Source organism: Moraxella bovoculi, from assembly GCF_000988745.2.
Classification (GTDB): domain Bacteria; phylum Pseudomonadota; class Gammaproteobacteria; order Pseudomonadales; family Moraxellaceae; genus Moraxella; species Moraxella bovoculi.
The window spans coordinates 832,773-848,240 of record NZ_CP011381.2; the positions used below are offsets into that span (position 1 = coordinate 832,773).

Here is a 15,468-nt window from a genome sequence, read left to right on the forward strand (position 1 = left end):
AAAATATCAAGGTGATGGCAGTCTTGTTTTAATAATATTTCTTGTGATATTACCCACCTTCGTGTTGTTAAAGTATTTTCTCAAGTGAAATCCTATTGACTATTTGGGTTTATTGACAATTTTGATGGTTTTTATGACAAATCTAGTTTCTGAATTAGATTTAGGTTTAACCAAACTGTTTTGTCAGTTATTTTCAGTTTTAATAAAAATAGCTGTGTGTTGAAACTTTGATTATTTTTTATAAAGTCGAAACTGTCCTATGGCAACATGGCACAAGTTTTTACGTATATAAATTTTAAAAATTATCAATCAATTCTGAGATAAGTCTGTGGAGTAGTTGCACCACCCTTGTAGCAAACTCCTAATTTTTAGTGAGCTAACCCCTTCTATGTTCAAATCTCAAAACATCTTTGGGCTTAACAATCCTAAAAAAATTAATGATTGGTAAATTTTGAAACGCAAGTATTGTGCTATACATTTACGGAGTGAGTGATGAAAAAACTCAAAAACACACTCTATATCACAACCCAAGGCACTTATTTACATAAGGAGCGAGAAACGCTCGTGGTGGAGCAAAACCGCCAAAAGGTCGCTCAATTGCCCATTCATGCCATAGAACACATTTTTTGTTTTGGTAATGTGTTGGTGTCGCCATTTTTATTGGAATTTTGTGGGGAATATGGCGTGAATTTGGCATTTTTTACCGAACATGGGCGGTTTTTGGGTCGTTTTGTCGGTCGCCAAAGTGGTAATGTGTTGCTAAGGCGTACCCAATATCGGGTGTCGGATTCAAACCCTGTGCCGATTGCCAAAAACATCATCGCCGTCAAAATCGGTGCCAGCAAGCGTGTATTGCAACGCCATATCCGCAATCATGGCGACAATGATGAGATTCAAAATGCCATCATCGCCCTAAATCAAGGACTTCACGCCCTAAAGCAGGCACAGAGTTTGGAGGTGATTCGTGGAATTGAGGGTAATTGTGCGTCTTGTTATTTTGGCGTTTTTGGGCAGATGATTGGGCGTGCGACTGGGTTTAGCTTTGAGGGCAGAAACCGCCGTCCGCCCCGTGATGGCGTGAATGCCTTGATGTCGCTCCTTTATAGCGTGCTTGGCAAGGAGATAAGTGGGGCGTTGCAGGGTGTGGGGCTTGACCCACAAGTGGGGTTTTTTCATGCCGATAGGTCAGGACGAGACAGTTTGTCGCAGGATATGCTTGAAGAGTTTCGGGCGTGGTGGGTGGATAGAATGGTGCTGTCGCTCATCAATCGTGGGCAGATTAAGCCTGATGATTTTCGCCAAGAGATAAGCGGTGCGGTGATTTTAAAAGATGATGCAAGACGGGCGGTGTTTCAAGCCTTGCAAGCCAAAAAGCAAGAGAAAATCACGCATCCATTTTTGGGCGAGGAGATTGCAATCGGGCTACTTCCCCATGTGCAAGCCATGCTACTGGCTCGGCATTTGCGTGGGGATTTGGCAGAATATCCGCCGTTTTTGATGAGATGATGAGATATGTTAATGTTAATCAGTTATGATGTGGCGATGGACGATGGCGGACAAAAACGCCTAAGGCATATCGCCAAACATTGCCAAGATTATGGCGTGCGAGTGCAGTACTCGGTGTTTGAGTGCGACATCATGCCCGACCAGTGGGTGGTATTAAAAGACAAGCTATTAAAGGCGTACGACCCTGACAAGGACAGTTTGCGGTTTTATCATTTGGGCAGTAAATGGCGTGGCAAAGTGGAACATCATGGGGCAAAAAAGAGTGTGGATTTGTTTCAAGATACGCTGATATTGTGATGAAAAAGAGGTAAATCATGGCTCGCTAACGGGCAGTTCTCATCAAAATACAGGCAGGTTAGCGATGAGCTAAGTTTTTGAATTATTTAACAATTGAAAAGAAAGATAAGTACATTTATAATAAATGGCCTTTTTAAGGCTTAGGTTAGCGATTTTACCCAGTCTAAGCCTTAAAGATATAGCCTTTAAACAAAGGCTATCGCACCCCATACGGGTGCGTGTGTTGAAACACGGCGGTATTTAACACCCTTAGAATATCCACAATCGCACCCCATACGGGTGCGTGTGTTGAAACTGCCATTGCCTTGCCAGCTTCTTCGGCCGTGATATCGCACCCCATACGGGTGCGTGTGTTGAAACATTTACCCTCCTACAATCTCATCAACTCTGGAAAATCGCACCCCATACGGGTGCGTGTGTTGAAACTTAATCAAAAAATTATTTGCGGTTAAAAAAGATGATCGCACCCCATACGGGTGCGTGTGTTGAAACATCGTGTTCGATGCGGCACTGGTGTTTGACTTGTATCGCACCCCATACGGGTGCGTGTGTTGAAACAAAACGACCGTCCTTAAACAATCGCCAGCCTTGCATCGCACCCCATACGGGTGCGTGTGTTGAAACCGCTTGCCGTTGCATGACGACCTCCTAAAACGGATCGCACCCCATACGGGTGCGTGTGTTGAAACTCATCGTTGATCCAAATCCAATGACCGATGAGAATCGCACCCCATACGGGTGCGTGTGTTGAAACTTCTGCTGTAGTGATAGTGATACTCAAGTTAGAAATCGCACCCCATACGGGTGCGTGTGTTGAAACATCAAGTGCGCCGTGATAGTCATACCCCAAGAAATCGCACCCCATACGGGTGCGTGTGTTGAAACAGCGGTAGGCTTGATATGGTTTGGCTTCGCAGTCATCGCACCCCATACGGGTGCGTGTGTTGAAACTATCACTCGGCTGTCAGGCAGATAATAGCGCCCATATCGCACCCCATACGGGTGCGTGTGTTGAAACAGCTCATCGACTGTAGTAATGTTAAGCACAATCGATCGCACCCCATACGGGTGCGTGTGTTGAAACAATCATGCCGTACATGATGGTTTTGATTTTGCCATCGCACCCCATACGGGTGCGTGTGTTGAAACAATCGATGCAATGCACCGCTGATAATCACTGGGTATCGCACCCCATACGGGTGCGTGTGTTGAAACAACTTGCCCAATCTTAGCATTAGCCTGTCTGTCAATCGCACCCCATACGGGTGCGTGTGTTGAAACAAAATAGACGTGTGAAGAAAGAAGTAGAGAATGCGAATCGCACCCCATACGGGTGCGTGTGTTGAAACTATCCCTAATAGGGTGATAAAATGCGATTTTTTAAATCGCACCCCATACGGGTGCGTGTGTTGAAACTTTCACGATGATAGGAGCTAGACGATGATCCAGAATCGCACCCCATACGGGTGCGTGTGTTGAAACCATGACACACGCCACGAAGCCATCAGCCGATTTGATCGCACCCCATACGGGTGCGTGTGTTGAAACTCCTTCGGGATTTGTAAAAACTTGATAGCTATTATCGCACCCCATACGGGTGCGTGTGTTGAAACATGACACACGCCACGAAGCCATCAGCCGATTTGTATCGCACCCCATACGGGTGCGTGTGTTGAAACATTTTTAAGCACCACGCCATAATCGCCAAACACCATCGCACCCCATACGGGTGCGTGTGTTGAAACAGCTTCGGTGATGACAGTAGAGCCGACAAATTTATCGCACCCCATACGGGTGCGTGTGTTGAAACTTCCCCTAAGCCTTGGATTTTCTCCGTGGCTTTTATCGCACCCCATACGGGTGCGTGTGTTGAAACGCCACACCGTCCAAAACTTATCCGAACCCATGAAAATCGCACCCCATACGGGTGCGTGTGTTGAAACATCTGTGTATCGCTCATTATGACTGCGAATAACCATCGCACCCCATACGGGTGCGTGTGTTGAAACAAGGCATTATCTGCGTTGATGTGTGTATTATGCAAATCGCACCCCATACGGGTGCGTGTGTTGAAACATCATGCTTTTCTTTGCCGACTTCCACAAGCTCCAATCGCACCCCATACGGGTGCGTGTGTTGAAACTAGCACTAGGCAAACTGGCGGTGCGTGGTCGGACATCGCACCCCATACGGGTGCGTGTGTTGAAACTGGTGAATTTTCTTTTGAGATGCAGTCTGATGAAATCGCACCCCATACGGGTGCGTGTGTTGAAACCCCTACAATGTTAATCAAGCAAACTTAATCAAAGATCGCACCCCATACGGGTGCGTGTGTTGAAACCACAGATATGGCTTGGACGCTGATGTCTGTTGTAATCGCACCCCATACGGGTGCGTGTGTTGAAACCCAAGTGACGTTTTCAAAGTTTGGCTGTCCGTTGATCGCACCCCATACGGGTGCGTGTGTTGAAACATGGTGCTAGAAGCTGGCATGACGGTCGCCACCATCGCACCCCATACGGGTGCGTGTGTTGAAACATCAATCCCAAGTACTCGCCACTGATTAACCGTTATCGCACCCCATACGGGTGCGTGTGTTGAAACCACAGATATGGCTTGGACGCTGATGTCTGTTGTAATCGCACCCCATACGGGTGCGTGTGTTGAAACCCAAGTGACGTTTTCAAAGTTTGGCTGTCCGTTGATCGCACCCCATACGGGTGCGTGTGTTGAAACATGGTGCTAGAAGCTGGCATGACGGTCGCCACCATCGCACCCCATACGGGTGCGTGTGTTGAAACATCAATCCCAAGTACTCGCCACTGATTAACCGTTATCGCACCCCATACGGGTGCGTGTGTTGAAACCACAGATATGGCTTGGACGCTGATGTCTGTTGTAATCGCACCCCATACGGGTGCGTGTGTTGAAACAGCCAAGCTGGTTCGGTTGCCCTTGCCTTTGGATATCGCACCCCATACGGGTGCGTGTGTTGAAACAAAGTTATCTCTTGCCGATTGCATTAAAAATTTATATCGCACCCCATACGGGTGCGTGTGTTGAAACATGCGCTGACCGCCATGGATGTCGCGGCGGTGACATCGCACCCCATACGGGTGCGTGTGTTGAAACATTTTTAAGCGCCACGCCATAATCGCCAAACACCATCGCACCCCATACGGGTGCGTGTGTTGAAACAATTGTTACGCTGTTCATGCTTATCCCATTCTTGATCGCACCCCATACGGGTGCGTGTGTTGAAACTTTTGATATTAAAGGTTTGCCGTTAGCATCATGCATCGCACCCCATACGGGTGCGTGTGTTGAAACTAGCATCCGTTCGGCATCTCGCACCATCTGATGGATCGCACCCCATACGGGTGCGTGTGTTGAAACATCATACAGCTTATCCTTATCCCATTCGCCAAGCATCGCACCCCATACGGGTGCGTGTGTTGAAACACATCGCGGTGGCGCACAAGGTTGGCAATCGCCTATCGCACCCCATACGGGTGCGTGTGTTGAAACATAATCAGGGTGTTTTGAATTAACTGGCATAATGATCGCACCCCATACGGATGCGTGTGTTGAAACACATCGCGGTGGCGCACAAGGTTGGCAATCGCCTTATCGCACCCCATACGGGTGCGTGTGTTGAAACCTATTCAATGATACACCCCTTGCCACTGATTGCATCGCACCCCATACGGGTGCGTGTGTTGAAACATCGGTTTTGCATTCGGCTAAGGATTTGGGTGTAATCGCACCCCATACGGGTGCGTGTGTTGAAACCTTTGCTTTTGTGTACAATCGCTCTACTTAAAGCATCGCACCCCATACGGGTGCGTGTGTTGAAACTTCGTCTATCTGGACAAACGAACTGGCGAGCAGGTGATCGCACCCCATACGGGTGCGTGTGTTGAAACATCGCCATCTCTCAATGGTTCTGACTCAGGCTTTATCGCACCCCATACGGGTGCGTGTGTTGAAACTCGGACATGCTGACTAATTGCAGCTGACAAATCCATCGCACCCCATACGGGTGCGTGTGTTGAAACAATGCCAAAAAAATCTTTAAGCTCTTTTGTTCGATCGCACCCCATACGGGTGCGTGTGTTGAAACTAGCGGTCTTGCTTTACTCGCCAAACGCAAAAAATCGCACCCCATACGGGTGCGTGTGTTGAAACTCCTTTGCGTAATACCACGCCTGCTGTTCGGCTGTATCGCACCCCATACGGGTGCGTGTGTTGAAACATCGGTGAATAATGTCGGTCTGCCCCTTGTGGGCATCGCACCCCATACGGGTGCGTGTGTTGAAACATAAGTAAATTTAAAGCCTTCGGGCGTTGTTGTATCGCACCCCATACGGGTGCGTGTGTTGAAACTATCTCTTCAGCTTGCTCACGCCAACCCGCCTGCATCGCACCCCATACGGGTGCGTGTGTTGAAACATCTCTCAATCCCCCATCATATATTTTTCAATATATCGCACCCCATACGGGTGCGTGTGTTGAAACATCTGCTTGCCGTTTGCTACCGCATTTGCCACATATCGCACCCCATACGGGTGCGTGTGTTGAAACGTTCTCGGTCGCAACAGCCACCGACAGAGCCTGAATCGCACCCCATACGGGTGCGTGTGTTGAAACATGGCTTGGATGGTGTCCCTAAGCTCGGTAATGGATCGCACCCCATACGGGTGCGTGTGTTGAAACCATACGTCCATGATTGATGCAATCGTGGGCTTTTATCGCACCCCATACGGGTGCGTGTGTTGAAACTGTTGCACATGCCAATACACCAAAAAACCTTTCTATCGCACCCCATACGGGTGCGTGTGTTGAAACAATATCCATTTTGGTTTTTTGATTTTGCGCCCTGATCGCACCCCATACGGGTGCGTGTGTTGAAACATGGTGCTAGAAGCTGGCATGACGGTCGCCACCATCGCACCCCATACGGGTGCGTGTGTTGAAACATCAATCCCAAGTACTCGCCACTGATTAACCGTTATCGCACCCCATACGGGTGCGTGTGTTGAAACCACAGATATGGCTTGGACGCTGATGTCTGTTGTAATCGCACCCCATACGGGTGCGTGTGTTGAAACAGCCAAGCTGGTTCGGTTGCCCTTGCCTTTGGATATCGCACCCCATACGGGTGCGTGTGTTGAAACAAAGTTATCTCTTGCCGATTGCATTAAAAATTTATATCGCACCCCATACGGGTGCGTGTGTTGAAACATGCGCTGACCGCCATGGATGTCGCGGCGGTGACATCGCACCCCATACGGGTGCGTGTGTTGAAACATTTTTAAGCGCCACGCCATAATCGCCAAACACCATCGCACCCCATACGGGTGCGTGTGTTGAAACAATTGTTACGCTGTTCATGCTTATCCCATTCTTGATCGCACCCCATACGGGTGCGTGTGTTGAAACTTTTGATATTAAAGGTTTGCCGTTAGCATCATGCATCGCACCCCATACGGGTGCGTGTGTTGAAACTAGCATCCGTTCGGCATCTCGCACCATCTGATGGATCGCACCCCATACGGGTGCGTGTGTTGAAACATCATACAGCTTATCCTTATCCCATTCGCCAAGCATCGCACCCCATACGGGTGCGTGTGTTGAAACACATCGCGGTGGCGCACAAGGTTGGCAATCGCCTATCGCACCCCATACGGGTGCGTGTGTTGAAACATAATCAGGGTGTTTTGAATTAACTGGCATAATGATCGCACCCCATACGGATGCGTGTGTTGAAACACATCGCGGTGGCGCACAAGGTTGGCAATCGCCTTATCGCACCCCATACGGGTGCGTGTGTTGAAACATCGGTTTTGCATTCGGCTAAGGATTTGGGTGTAATCGCACCCCATACGGGTGCGTGTGTTGAAACCTTTGCTTTTGTGTACAATCGCTCTACTTAAAGCATCGCACCCCATACGGGTGCGTGTGTTGAAACTTCGTCTATCTGGACAAACGAACTGGCGAGCAGGTGATCGCACCCCATACGGGTGCGTGTGTTGAAACATCGCCATCTCTCAATGGTTCTGACTCAGGCTTTATCGCACCCCATACGGGTGCGTGTGTTGAAACTCGGACATGCTGACTAATTGCAGCTGACAAATCCATCGCACCCCATACGGGTGCGTGTGTTGAAACAATGCCAAAAAAATCTTTAAGCTCTTTTGTTCGATCGCACCCCATACGGGTGCGTGTGTTGAAACTAGCGGTCTTGCTTTACTCGCCAAACGCAAAAAATCGCACCCCATACGGGTGCGTGTGTTGAAACTCCTTTGCGTAATACCACGCCTGCTGTTCGGCTGTATCGCACCCCATACGGGTGCGTGTGTTGAAACATCGGTGAATAATGTCGGTCTGCCCCTTGTGGGCATCGCACCCCATACGGGTGCGTGTGTTGAAACATAAGTAAATTTAAAGCCTTCGGGCGTTGTTGTATCGCACCCCATACGGGTGCGTGTGTTGAAACTATCTCTTCAGCTTGCTCACGCCAACCCGCCTGCATCGCACCCCATACGGGTGCGTGTGTTGAAACATCTCTCAATCCCCCATCATATATTTTTCAATATATCGCACCCCATACGGGTGCGTGTGTTGAAACATCTGCTTGCCGTTTGCTACCGCATTTGCCACATATCGCACCCCATACGGGTGCGTGTGTTGAAACGTTCTCGGTCGCAACAGCCACCGACAGAGCCTGAATCGCACCCCATACGGGTGCGTGTGTTGAAACATGGCTTGGATGGTGTCCCTAAGCTCGGTAATGGATCGCACCCCATACGGGTGCGTGTGTTGAAACCATACGTCCATGATTGATGCAATCGTGGGCTTTTATCGCACCCCATACGGGTGCGTGTGTTGAAACTGTTGCACATGCCAATACACCAAAAAACCTTTCTATCGCACCCCATACGGGTGCGTGTGTTGAAACAATATCCATTTTGGTTTTTTGATTTTGCGCCCTGATCGCACCCCATACGGGTGCGTGTGTTGAAACTAGCTCCACTCTTTTTGTCAAAAATTGGCAAAATATCGCACCCCATACGGGTGCGTGTGTTGAAACACCGTTAGCACAGCCATTTCAAAAATGGATGCTATCGCACCCCATACGGGTGCGTGTGTTGAAACGAGCGCGCCATGTTCGCGGATCTGGATCGCGACATCGCACCCCATACGGGTGCGTGTGTTGAAACAACTTATGGCCGGCCTCTAAAAATGCATTGTCCATCGCACCCCATACGGGTGCGTGTGTTGAAACTGTCAATGACTGCCACGCTCTTTGCTACTGCTTGATCGCACCCCATACGGGTGCGTGTGTTGAAACTATCAAAATAACAACGAAAAAATGCAGGAAATCGATCGCACCCCATACGGGTGCGTGTGTTGAAACGACGTTGAGAATCGCGAGTACGGAAGCAGAATAATCGCACCCCATACGGGTGCGTGTGTTGAAACCCACGCTTGTTTTTCGGTGGTTGCGCCTGAGTACATCGCACCCCATACGGGTGCGTGTGTTGAAACCTAAAATCTGGAGACCGCAAAAAATGAAAACCTTTATCGCACCCCATACGGGTGCGTGTGTTGAAACGTAACCAGCCACAACCAAGTCATTGGCTTTAACAATCGCACCCCATACGGGTGCGTGTGTTGAAACATACCACATCCCCACGGGGTTCTTTTGCGCCCAGATCGCACCCCATACGGGTGCGTGTGTTGAAACTTTGGTGTTAATAACAATCTTAGCGCCATTTGGATCGCACCCCATACGGGTGCGTGTGTCGAAACTGTTGCTAGCATGCAAATCAACAATGGCAAAAAGATCGCACCCCATACGGGTGCGTGTGTTGTGCAAAATCCATACCTTCTTGACCACCTATTCCAGCCCCAAATGGACAAAGATTCCAATTTAAAATGACCAGTCATTCCGATAAATGCTGGTCATTTAATTTTTTATATGATTGTTATTTGGATAAATCTAATTGATCATATAAGTCAATTTTTTCCGCATGGATTCCCCTGTTAATGTAATAGGATATGATCGGTGAATAATGCGATCTAATATAGCGTCAGCAATGGTCGCCTCAGAAAATAAATCATGCCAATTTGCAACAGGATACTGGCTAGTTATCAGCAGACCTCCAACACTAGATTGCTCGTCAATAATGTCCAGTAACACAGGGCATATCTGTGGTAGCAATTCACCTATGCCAAAGTCATCAATGATTAACAAATCCACCTTGCAATATTTTTGCTTAACCTTGGCAATACTACCATCAGCGATTGACAAAATGATATCTTCATACAAATCAGCAGCTTGAACAAACATCACTTTTCTTAAATTTCGGCAAGCATGATTACCCAAGGCACAAGCCAGCCAAGTTTTACCCGTGCCAGTAGCTCCTACAATAATGACACCTCGATGTTTATCTATCCATTCATCTTCCAATAAATGCGAAATGGCATCAGGATTTAATCTTTTACTACTATAATCCATATCTTCAATTCTGGCTTTACTGTAGCGAAATTTGGCATTTTTGATTAATTTATTGACATAATTATTATGTCGTTGATTAATCTCATGCTCCACATGCCATCAATGAGTTGCGCTGTACCAATTTGAGGATTGTTTGGCGTTAAATATTGCGCTTCATAGTAATTGGCAGCATGACTAAGTTTTAACTGTTTGAGTTTAGATATTATTTTGTTGTTAGACATACTTATCTCCTAGATTGAAATCGTGTTGTATTGATTTGCATAGTAACTTGAGCCACGAATATTTTCATGTTTTTGATTTTTAGAAAACACAACATCTAACTCTTCCATGGTTGGAACAATCAGATGATTATTCTTTTGATAAACTTTGTTTTTAAATACCGAAAAAATTCTGTCAATCGCATTGATATTAAGTTTTTGTACATAGTCAAATCCTTGTTCGATTTGCAAGGCTGGAACTTTGTTTTCAAACAGATATCGCTTTAATTGATTAATCTTTTTAAGATTGTTGGCATATCCTGATTTGTTACTCAATGTCTTTTGAATGACGAAATTGGTTTGCACACCGATGCTTTGCGCCCAAGCAACCAGTCTGTCTGGTTGCATCTCATCTTGTAGTTGATGATTTCTTGGCATGTGTTCATTTAAAATGCTATTGCCTGATGGGATACGTGCATGGCTGGCAATCAATTCTCTATTTAAGTACAGATCAATTGTCCGATCTGTCATTTTAGCATCGACATATTGACCAATAAACTGATAAGGTACGGAATATCCAACACCTTCCAAGGTTACTGTATAAAACTCAGAAACTTTAAGATGATAGGTCCATTGGCATACTTCGTATCCTCTACTAGGTAGTGGATTAAGAAATTGCTGATCGGTCTTACTAAAGCAACTGTAGCGACTCTCTGGATAGCGCTTGGTTGTTTTTGTATTTAAAATAACAAGCTCTTGTGTAAGCATATCATTCAATTCATCAAGATGGAAAAATTTACGGTTTCTTAATTTGGCCAAAATACCCATTTGCACAATGCGCACTGCTAATTCCGCCATAGACTTATCCTGAGTTTTTCTTGGACGCGAGGGAAAAATTATAATATTGTAATGATCAGCAAGCTCACTATAAGAGGCGTTTAGATGCACTCCTGTTTTATTATTGCTGATCACGGCAGATTTTAAATTATCAGTGATAAGCTTTTGAGGCACTCCACCAAAATAATCAAACATTCGAATATGACACATCTGCCAGTCATCAACCCTTTGTGAGGCGACAGCAGTGCAAAAGATGTAGCCTGATGCTGGCAATATACTGACAAATATTTGAGCATTGATGGCGACTTGACCTGTCTGTTCATTATAGATTGGCATTGTTTGACCACAAAAATCTACCTGTGCCATTTCACCAGCCTTATAAGTTTGTCGTTTGCTTGGGCGTACAGTTTTCTTGTATTTGCGTACACCTCGCAAAACTGGGAGTAGCCGATACCATCAGGATGAACGGCTTTAAATTCTTGCCATAGTAGCTCTAAAGTCACATTAGGCCGTGACATTTCTTGATCAATACATGCTCAATCAGGATGGGACTTGACATGCTTGGTCTTGTGTGGATTGTAGACCTTTTCAATTCCTAGCAGTCTACGCATTTCAAGGTCATTGACAGTCAGCAATTTATCAATATCCACCGTACAGTTATTGCATAATTGCCGTATTTTAGCCACTGTTGTTGGTGAAATCTTCTGATTGCGTGCAATTTCACGATTGCTTAGTTCTTGCTTGATTTGCCGTAGCACAGCACGGATGATTTTGTTAGCTATTTTCATAAGTTGCATCCTCTTTGGATAAATTAAGGGTTAATCTAAATTTTGAGGATTGCAAAACTCTTGAAAAGCTTGACATATCAAGCCTTTCAAGAGACAATACATATGTCTCTACCTAAAAGACATTTTGTATCAACACCCCTGATTGCCGTCAGGGGTGTTTTGCAATCAATGACTAAAAAATATAGCTCTACTTCATTAACTACTCCTTTTTTACATCTCAGTTTAAATATCACACATCTGCACGCAAATCAGCTCTCTTGTGTTATCTTTTTTTCTCGTCGAATCTTTTCTTCATTAATCAGCTTGGCAACAAAGCCAGACAATGACTGAAAGTCCTGCACTGCTTGTTGTCTTGCCCATTCTTTTAATTCTGATGGAATTTTGGTGTTTAATTGCTCCATCGTCTGAGAGTGTGGCATAACTACCTCTATATTTTCTTTTTGCGTCTAGGTTTCGTATGTTAATACAATAATGATAATTAATTCAATAAATTTAATATTAAAATAATATTTTTATGTTTATTTTTATATATTAATTAAATAATTAATTATATTTTTCGTGACTAAATAATGCTATTTTACAGAGCATTGTATATAATAGGATGATTTAGTCAGTTGGGGTATAATATGAGTGCTGAAGTACAGGTTAACTTGCGTTTACCTATCGAATTAAAAGAGCGCATACACAATGAAGCTCGAAAAAATAATCGCTCATTGAATGCAGAGCTTGGAGATAGGTTGCAAAAATCTTTTGTTGGCCTGGATGATGCTCACTTTGACATACTTGATAAGTTAGAGGAATTAATTACAAGGCATCAAGCCTCCAACAGAACAAAAAATATTGGAGATAAACTCAATAGTCTGTTGGGTGAATTATCTCATATCCCTAGTGTACCATACTTGACTCCAGCACTCATTGCTCACGATTTGGGCTTTGATAGAGCATCCATGGTAGAAAAGTGGTTTCAAGGCAGACTTGAACCCACCTTTGCACAACTAGATATGTTGGCACATTTTTTAGGTGCCAGCCCTGAATGGCTAAGTTTTGACATAGGAGCGTGCTATCCTACACTACGCGCACCATCAATGTTTTCAGCGGAAAGTTTTGTGGAGTTTTGTTTTACACCAGAGGAGAGCTTTAATGATGTTGAGCAAGTTCTTTTTATCAGAAATAATAGCGAAGCAGGAGAAGTACTGATTATCAAGCAATACAGCGTTAGGCAAGCAAGAGTATTTGATACAAATATTCACTTAAGTCATGTGGTAGGTGCTACAGGTGCTCGAGATCAGGCGGAGTTCGTTGCAGCTCTCAAAAATATTAAGCAAAGCGACAAAAAGCTAAAAACAATCAGTTATTTAATCAGCCCTGATAAGTACGAAAAGCTAATCAGAGGAGGTGAACACCCACTGAAAGTCATTGTTAGAGAACCAGTTAGCTACTGGGCGGATGATATCTGGGACAAACAAATGTATTTGCAGCAAAAAGATAATGAATATTGGCAGGGATGGAAAGATTTATGTATTGCGATTGATACTTATAAGAGTCGGTAATTGAAATTTAGTCCTGCATCGCACAATAGCACTACAGAGCCTGCGGTGAGTTTGGCGGTGTTTAGGATTTGTTGTTTGTCGTGATCGCTTAATACAAGAATTCTGTCACCATCAGGTGTGATGATTTCATGATCATTCACCATCCAATCACCCACCATCTCACCTATAATAGCACCAACTGCTCCTGCTTCACAAGATTTGTCTTTGTCTTTGGCGGATAGGCAGCCTGTCAGACCTGCGGCAAGTTTGTGAGAGAGGTTGTTGATGAGCTCATTTGTGGTGGTGGTATCTAGCTTTGGCAGGTAGCATAGGTGGGCTAAGTCCACCCTACAGGACTATCGCTGTTTGTCTTATGAGCTATAATCAGCCTGAAGTCTATTTTATTATATAATCAAAACGATCTGCCCGGCCAAAACTCTCATCTTGCTCCTTAACTCTTTGTAAGACATTAATGATTTGGTAGAATACTGACGCGCCCATGAATTTTTTTGAATTTTCAGAATTATTCCAAATAATACAAACCGGTCTTTCCACCCCCCCAGAAAGCAAATCCCAAAGAGCATTAAGATTATGCCCATAAAACTCTGTTACATCACACTGAATTGCTAAGGTTCTATGAAAATCTTTTTCAGTTTTAACAATATTGCCATCAATCATAATTTGATTCATTTCCATCTCCCTATAAAAGTTACAGATTGATAATGGTCTGTTGTAATATATAACAAACCATCGTTTGAATACAAGAGTCTTGTACCTGGTTGTTTTGATCTGGATATGGTATTTTTAAGACCAACATCCGCCTCATACCAGATTCTCCTAGGTGCATTAGGTACAACACTGGGAGTATTCCAAAAGATATCTCCTCCAATTTGCTTACCTGGGTTTGTGCTATTTAAAGCCTTTCCTGTTTGCCATCCATTTTTCCCCGCCTCAATTTTTGTAATGTAATGACTAGGCAACCTTCCATTTGAGCGCAAGCTCTCAATAAGAGAGTTTGCTGCTTCAGTAGTTCTAAGATCCAAATTTAGCCTCACGCCACTATAAGAGCTGGTAGCATACCCATTTACATGGCTAACAGTGCCAGATAAACTTAGTTGATTGGTAGGGGTTGCTTTTTTACCAATTGGCACAAACATTAAAGTTCCAGCCACAACCTGAAAAGAGCCTTGTCCTGTTTTTCCTTGTTTAACACTCTGAATGCCGCTTGCTATCATAGTGCTGCCTGTGGCAATGCGAACAACATTCATTACCTTTCCAGGAGCTGCAAATACAGCATCACCACCTAAAGATGCAACATCACTAACCTGCTTGTTTATATTGCGTTGTGTTGCAGCATTCCAAAACATTTTTTCATGTTCACCACCTGTGCCCCTATTAAACAGATAGTCATTTGGCTTTAAGGTGGAGCCGGTATGATTTGTGAGCATGGACTGAATATGTGATAAACTACTGCCACCAGCATAATAGTAGTTTAGTATGTCTCCTAGTGCCATCAGTTCACTATGGCTGAGTGATGATGGATTTTGCCTGTATTTATCTATTAACTGATTTCCAACTTGGTCTAAAATAACTAAATTGGTTAATTCTTCAGCCTCAGCCAAAGTCATTTTATATCGAAAAATAAAAATTAAATTTTTAAATAGATAAGACTTTACTTTTTAAAAATATTCATGCTAATATCTACCAAATATTGCTATTTTGTTGCTAAAATAGGTAAGCTGGCAAGTATTTTGGTAAATTAAGATTAGAATTTGGTAGTGTAAGATAGG

Annotated in this window: 11 protein-coding genes and 1 CRISPR repeat array; of the genes, 3 read left to right on the forward strand and 8 right to left on the reverse strand. The window is 44.7% G+C overall.

Translation table 11 applies throughout. From position 1 onward, the window contains the following. The first annotated feature begins 492 nt into the window (after positions 1–492). Together cas1c and cas2 are read left to right on the forward strand one after the other, a co-directional pair. Positions 493–1,506, forward strand: coding sequence for a type I-C CRISPR-associated endonuclease Cas1c (cas1c, locus tag AAX10_RS03765; protein WP_046698054.1), 1,014 nt, complete (start codon positions 493–495; stop codon positions 1,504–1,506). A gap of 6 nt (positions 1,507–1,512) precedes the next feature. Next, on the forward strand, positions 1,513–1,803 hold the full coding sequence (gene cas2 / locus AAX10_RS03770; protein ID WP_036362202.1) for a CRISPR-associated endonuclease Cas2: 291 nt from the start codon (positions 1,513–1,515) through the stop codon (positions 1,801–1,803). A 198-nt stretch (positions 1,804–2,001) separates the two neighbouring features. Then, positions 2,002–9,684: a CRISPR direct-repeat array (repeat unit 32 nt; unit sequence ATCGCACCCCATACGGGTGCGTGTGTTGAAAC). A gap of 124 nt (positions 9,685–9,808) precedes the next feature. On the opposite strand, the gene AAX10_RS03775 is transcribed toward cas2, so the two are convergent. The 5 genes from AAX10_RS03775 to AAX10_RS10070 form a co-directional block, all read right to left on the reverse strand. Further along, positions 9,809–10,420 carry an ATP-binding protein gene (locus AAX10_RS03775; RefSeq protein WP_080947023.1) on the reverse strand — a complete coding sequence of 204 codons (612 nt, stop codon included), beginning with the start codon at positions 10,418–10,420 and terminating at the stop codon, positions 9,809–9,811. Then, on the reverse strand, positions 10,372–10,548 hold the full coding sequence (locus AAX10_RS10065) for a hypothetical protein (protein ID WP_158580306.1): 177 nt from the start codon (positions 10,546–10,548) through the stop codon (positions 10,372–10,374). The genes AAX10_RS03775 and AAX10_RS10065 overlap by 49 nt, the downstream gene beginning before the upstream one ends. 9 nt (positions 10,549–10,557) lie before the next feature. Then, positions 10,558–11,796, reverse strand: a complete 1,239-nt coding sequence (gene istA / locus AAX10_RS03780; protein ID WP_149038850.1) for an IS21 family transposase — start codon at positions 11,794–11,796, stop codon at positions 10,558–10,560. A 101-nt stretch (positions 11,797–11,897) separates the two neighbouring features. Next, the gene (locus AAX10_RS03785) at positions 11,898–12,149 is read right to left on the reverse strand and encodes a helix-turn-helix domain-containing protein (RefSeq protein ID WP_118873356.1); all 252 of its coding nucleotides are present in this window, start codon (positions 12,147–12,149) and stop codon (positions 11,898–11,900) included. A 248-nt stretch (positions 12,150–12,397) separates the two neighbouring features. Beyond that, a complete protein-coding gene (locus AAX10_RS10070) occupies positions 12,398–12,568 on the reverse strand; it encodes a hypothetical protein (protein WP_155399871.1) in 171 nt (56 codons plus the stop codon). Between the two features lie 207 nt (positions 12,569–12,775). On the opposite strand from AAX10_RS10070, the gene AAX10_RS03790 reads away from it, so the two are divergent. After that, positions 12,776–13,699: an Arc family DNA-binding protein gene (locus AAX10_RS03790; RefSeq protein ID WP_046699875.1), complete on the forward strand. Its 924-nt coding sequence runs from the start codon at positions 12,776–12,778 to the stop codon at positions 13,697–13,699. On the opposite strand, the gene AAX10_RS03795 is transcribed toward AAX10_RS03790, so the two are convergent. From AAX10_RS03795 to AAX10_RS03805, 3 genes are read right to left on the reverse strand one after another with little or no spacing between them, the layout of a single operon-like run. Continuing rightward, positions 13,684–14,025 (reverse strand): hypothetical protein, encoded by a 342-nt coding sequence (locus AAX10_RS03795; RefSeq protein ID WP_046699876.1) that lies wholly within the window; start codon positions 14,023–14,025, stop codon positions 13,684–13,686. The two genes, AAX10_RS03790 and AAX10_RS03795, sit on opposite strands and share 16 nt — an antisense overlap. A 49-nt stretch (positions 14,026–14,074) precedes the next feature. Then, positions 14,075–14,368, reverse strand: a complete 294-nt coding sequence (locus AAX10_RS03800) for a barstar family protein (RefSeq protein WP_046699877.1) — start codon at positions 14,366–14,368, stop codon at positions 14,075–14,077. Then, positions 14,365–15,306 carry a ribonuclease domain-containing protein gene (locus AAX10_RS03805; protein ID WP_226997814.1) on the reverse strand — a complete coding sequence of 314 codons (942 nt, stop codon included), beginning with the start codon at positions 15,304–15,306 and terminating at the stop codon, positions 14,365–14,367. Before AAX10_RS03805 ends, AAX10_RS03800 begins: the two co-directional genes overlap by 4 nt. Between the last annotated feature and the right edge of the window lie 162 nt (positions 15,307–15,468).

Coding starts and splice junctions, on each gene's coding strand:
- cas1c (WP_046698054.1), top strand. CDS start 493: ATGAAAAAACTCAAAAACACACTCTATATCACAACCCAAGGCACTTAT.
- cas2 (WP_036362202.1), top strand. CDS start 1,513: ATGTTAATGTTAATCAGTTATGATGTGGCGATGGACGATGGCGGACAA.
- AAX10_RS10065 (WP_158580306.1), bottom strand. CDS start 10,548: ATGTCTAACAACAAAATAATATCTAAACTCAAACAGTTAAAACTTAGT.
- AAX10_RS03785 (WP_118873356.1), bottom strand. CDS start 12,149: ATGAAAATAGCTAACAAAATCATCCGTGCTGTGCTACGGCAAATCAAG.
- AAX10_RS10070 (WP_155399871.1), bottom strand. CDS start 12,568: ATGCCACACTCTCAGACGATGGAGCAATTAAACACCAAAATTCCATCA.
- AAX10_RS03790 (WP_046699875.1), top strand. CDS start 12,776: ATGAGTGCTGAAGTACAGGTTAACTTGCGTTTACCTATCGAATTAAAA.
- AAX10_RS03800 (WP_046699877.1), bottom strand. CDS start 14,368: ATGAATCAAATTATGATTGATGGCAATATTGTTAAAACTGAAAAAGAT.
- AAX10_RS03805 (WP_226997814.1), bottom strand. CDS start 15,306: ATGACTTTGGCTGAGGCTGAAGAATTAACCAATTTAGTTATTTTAGAC.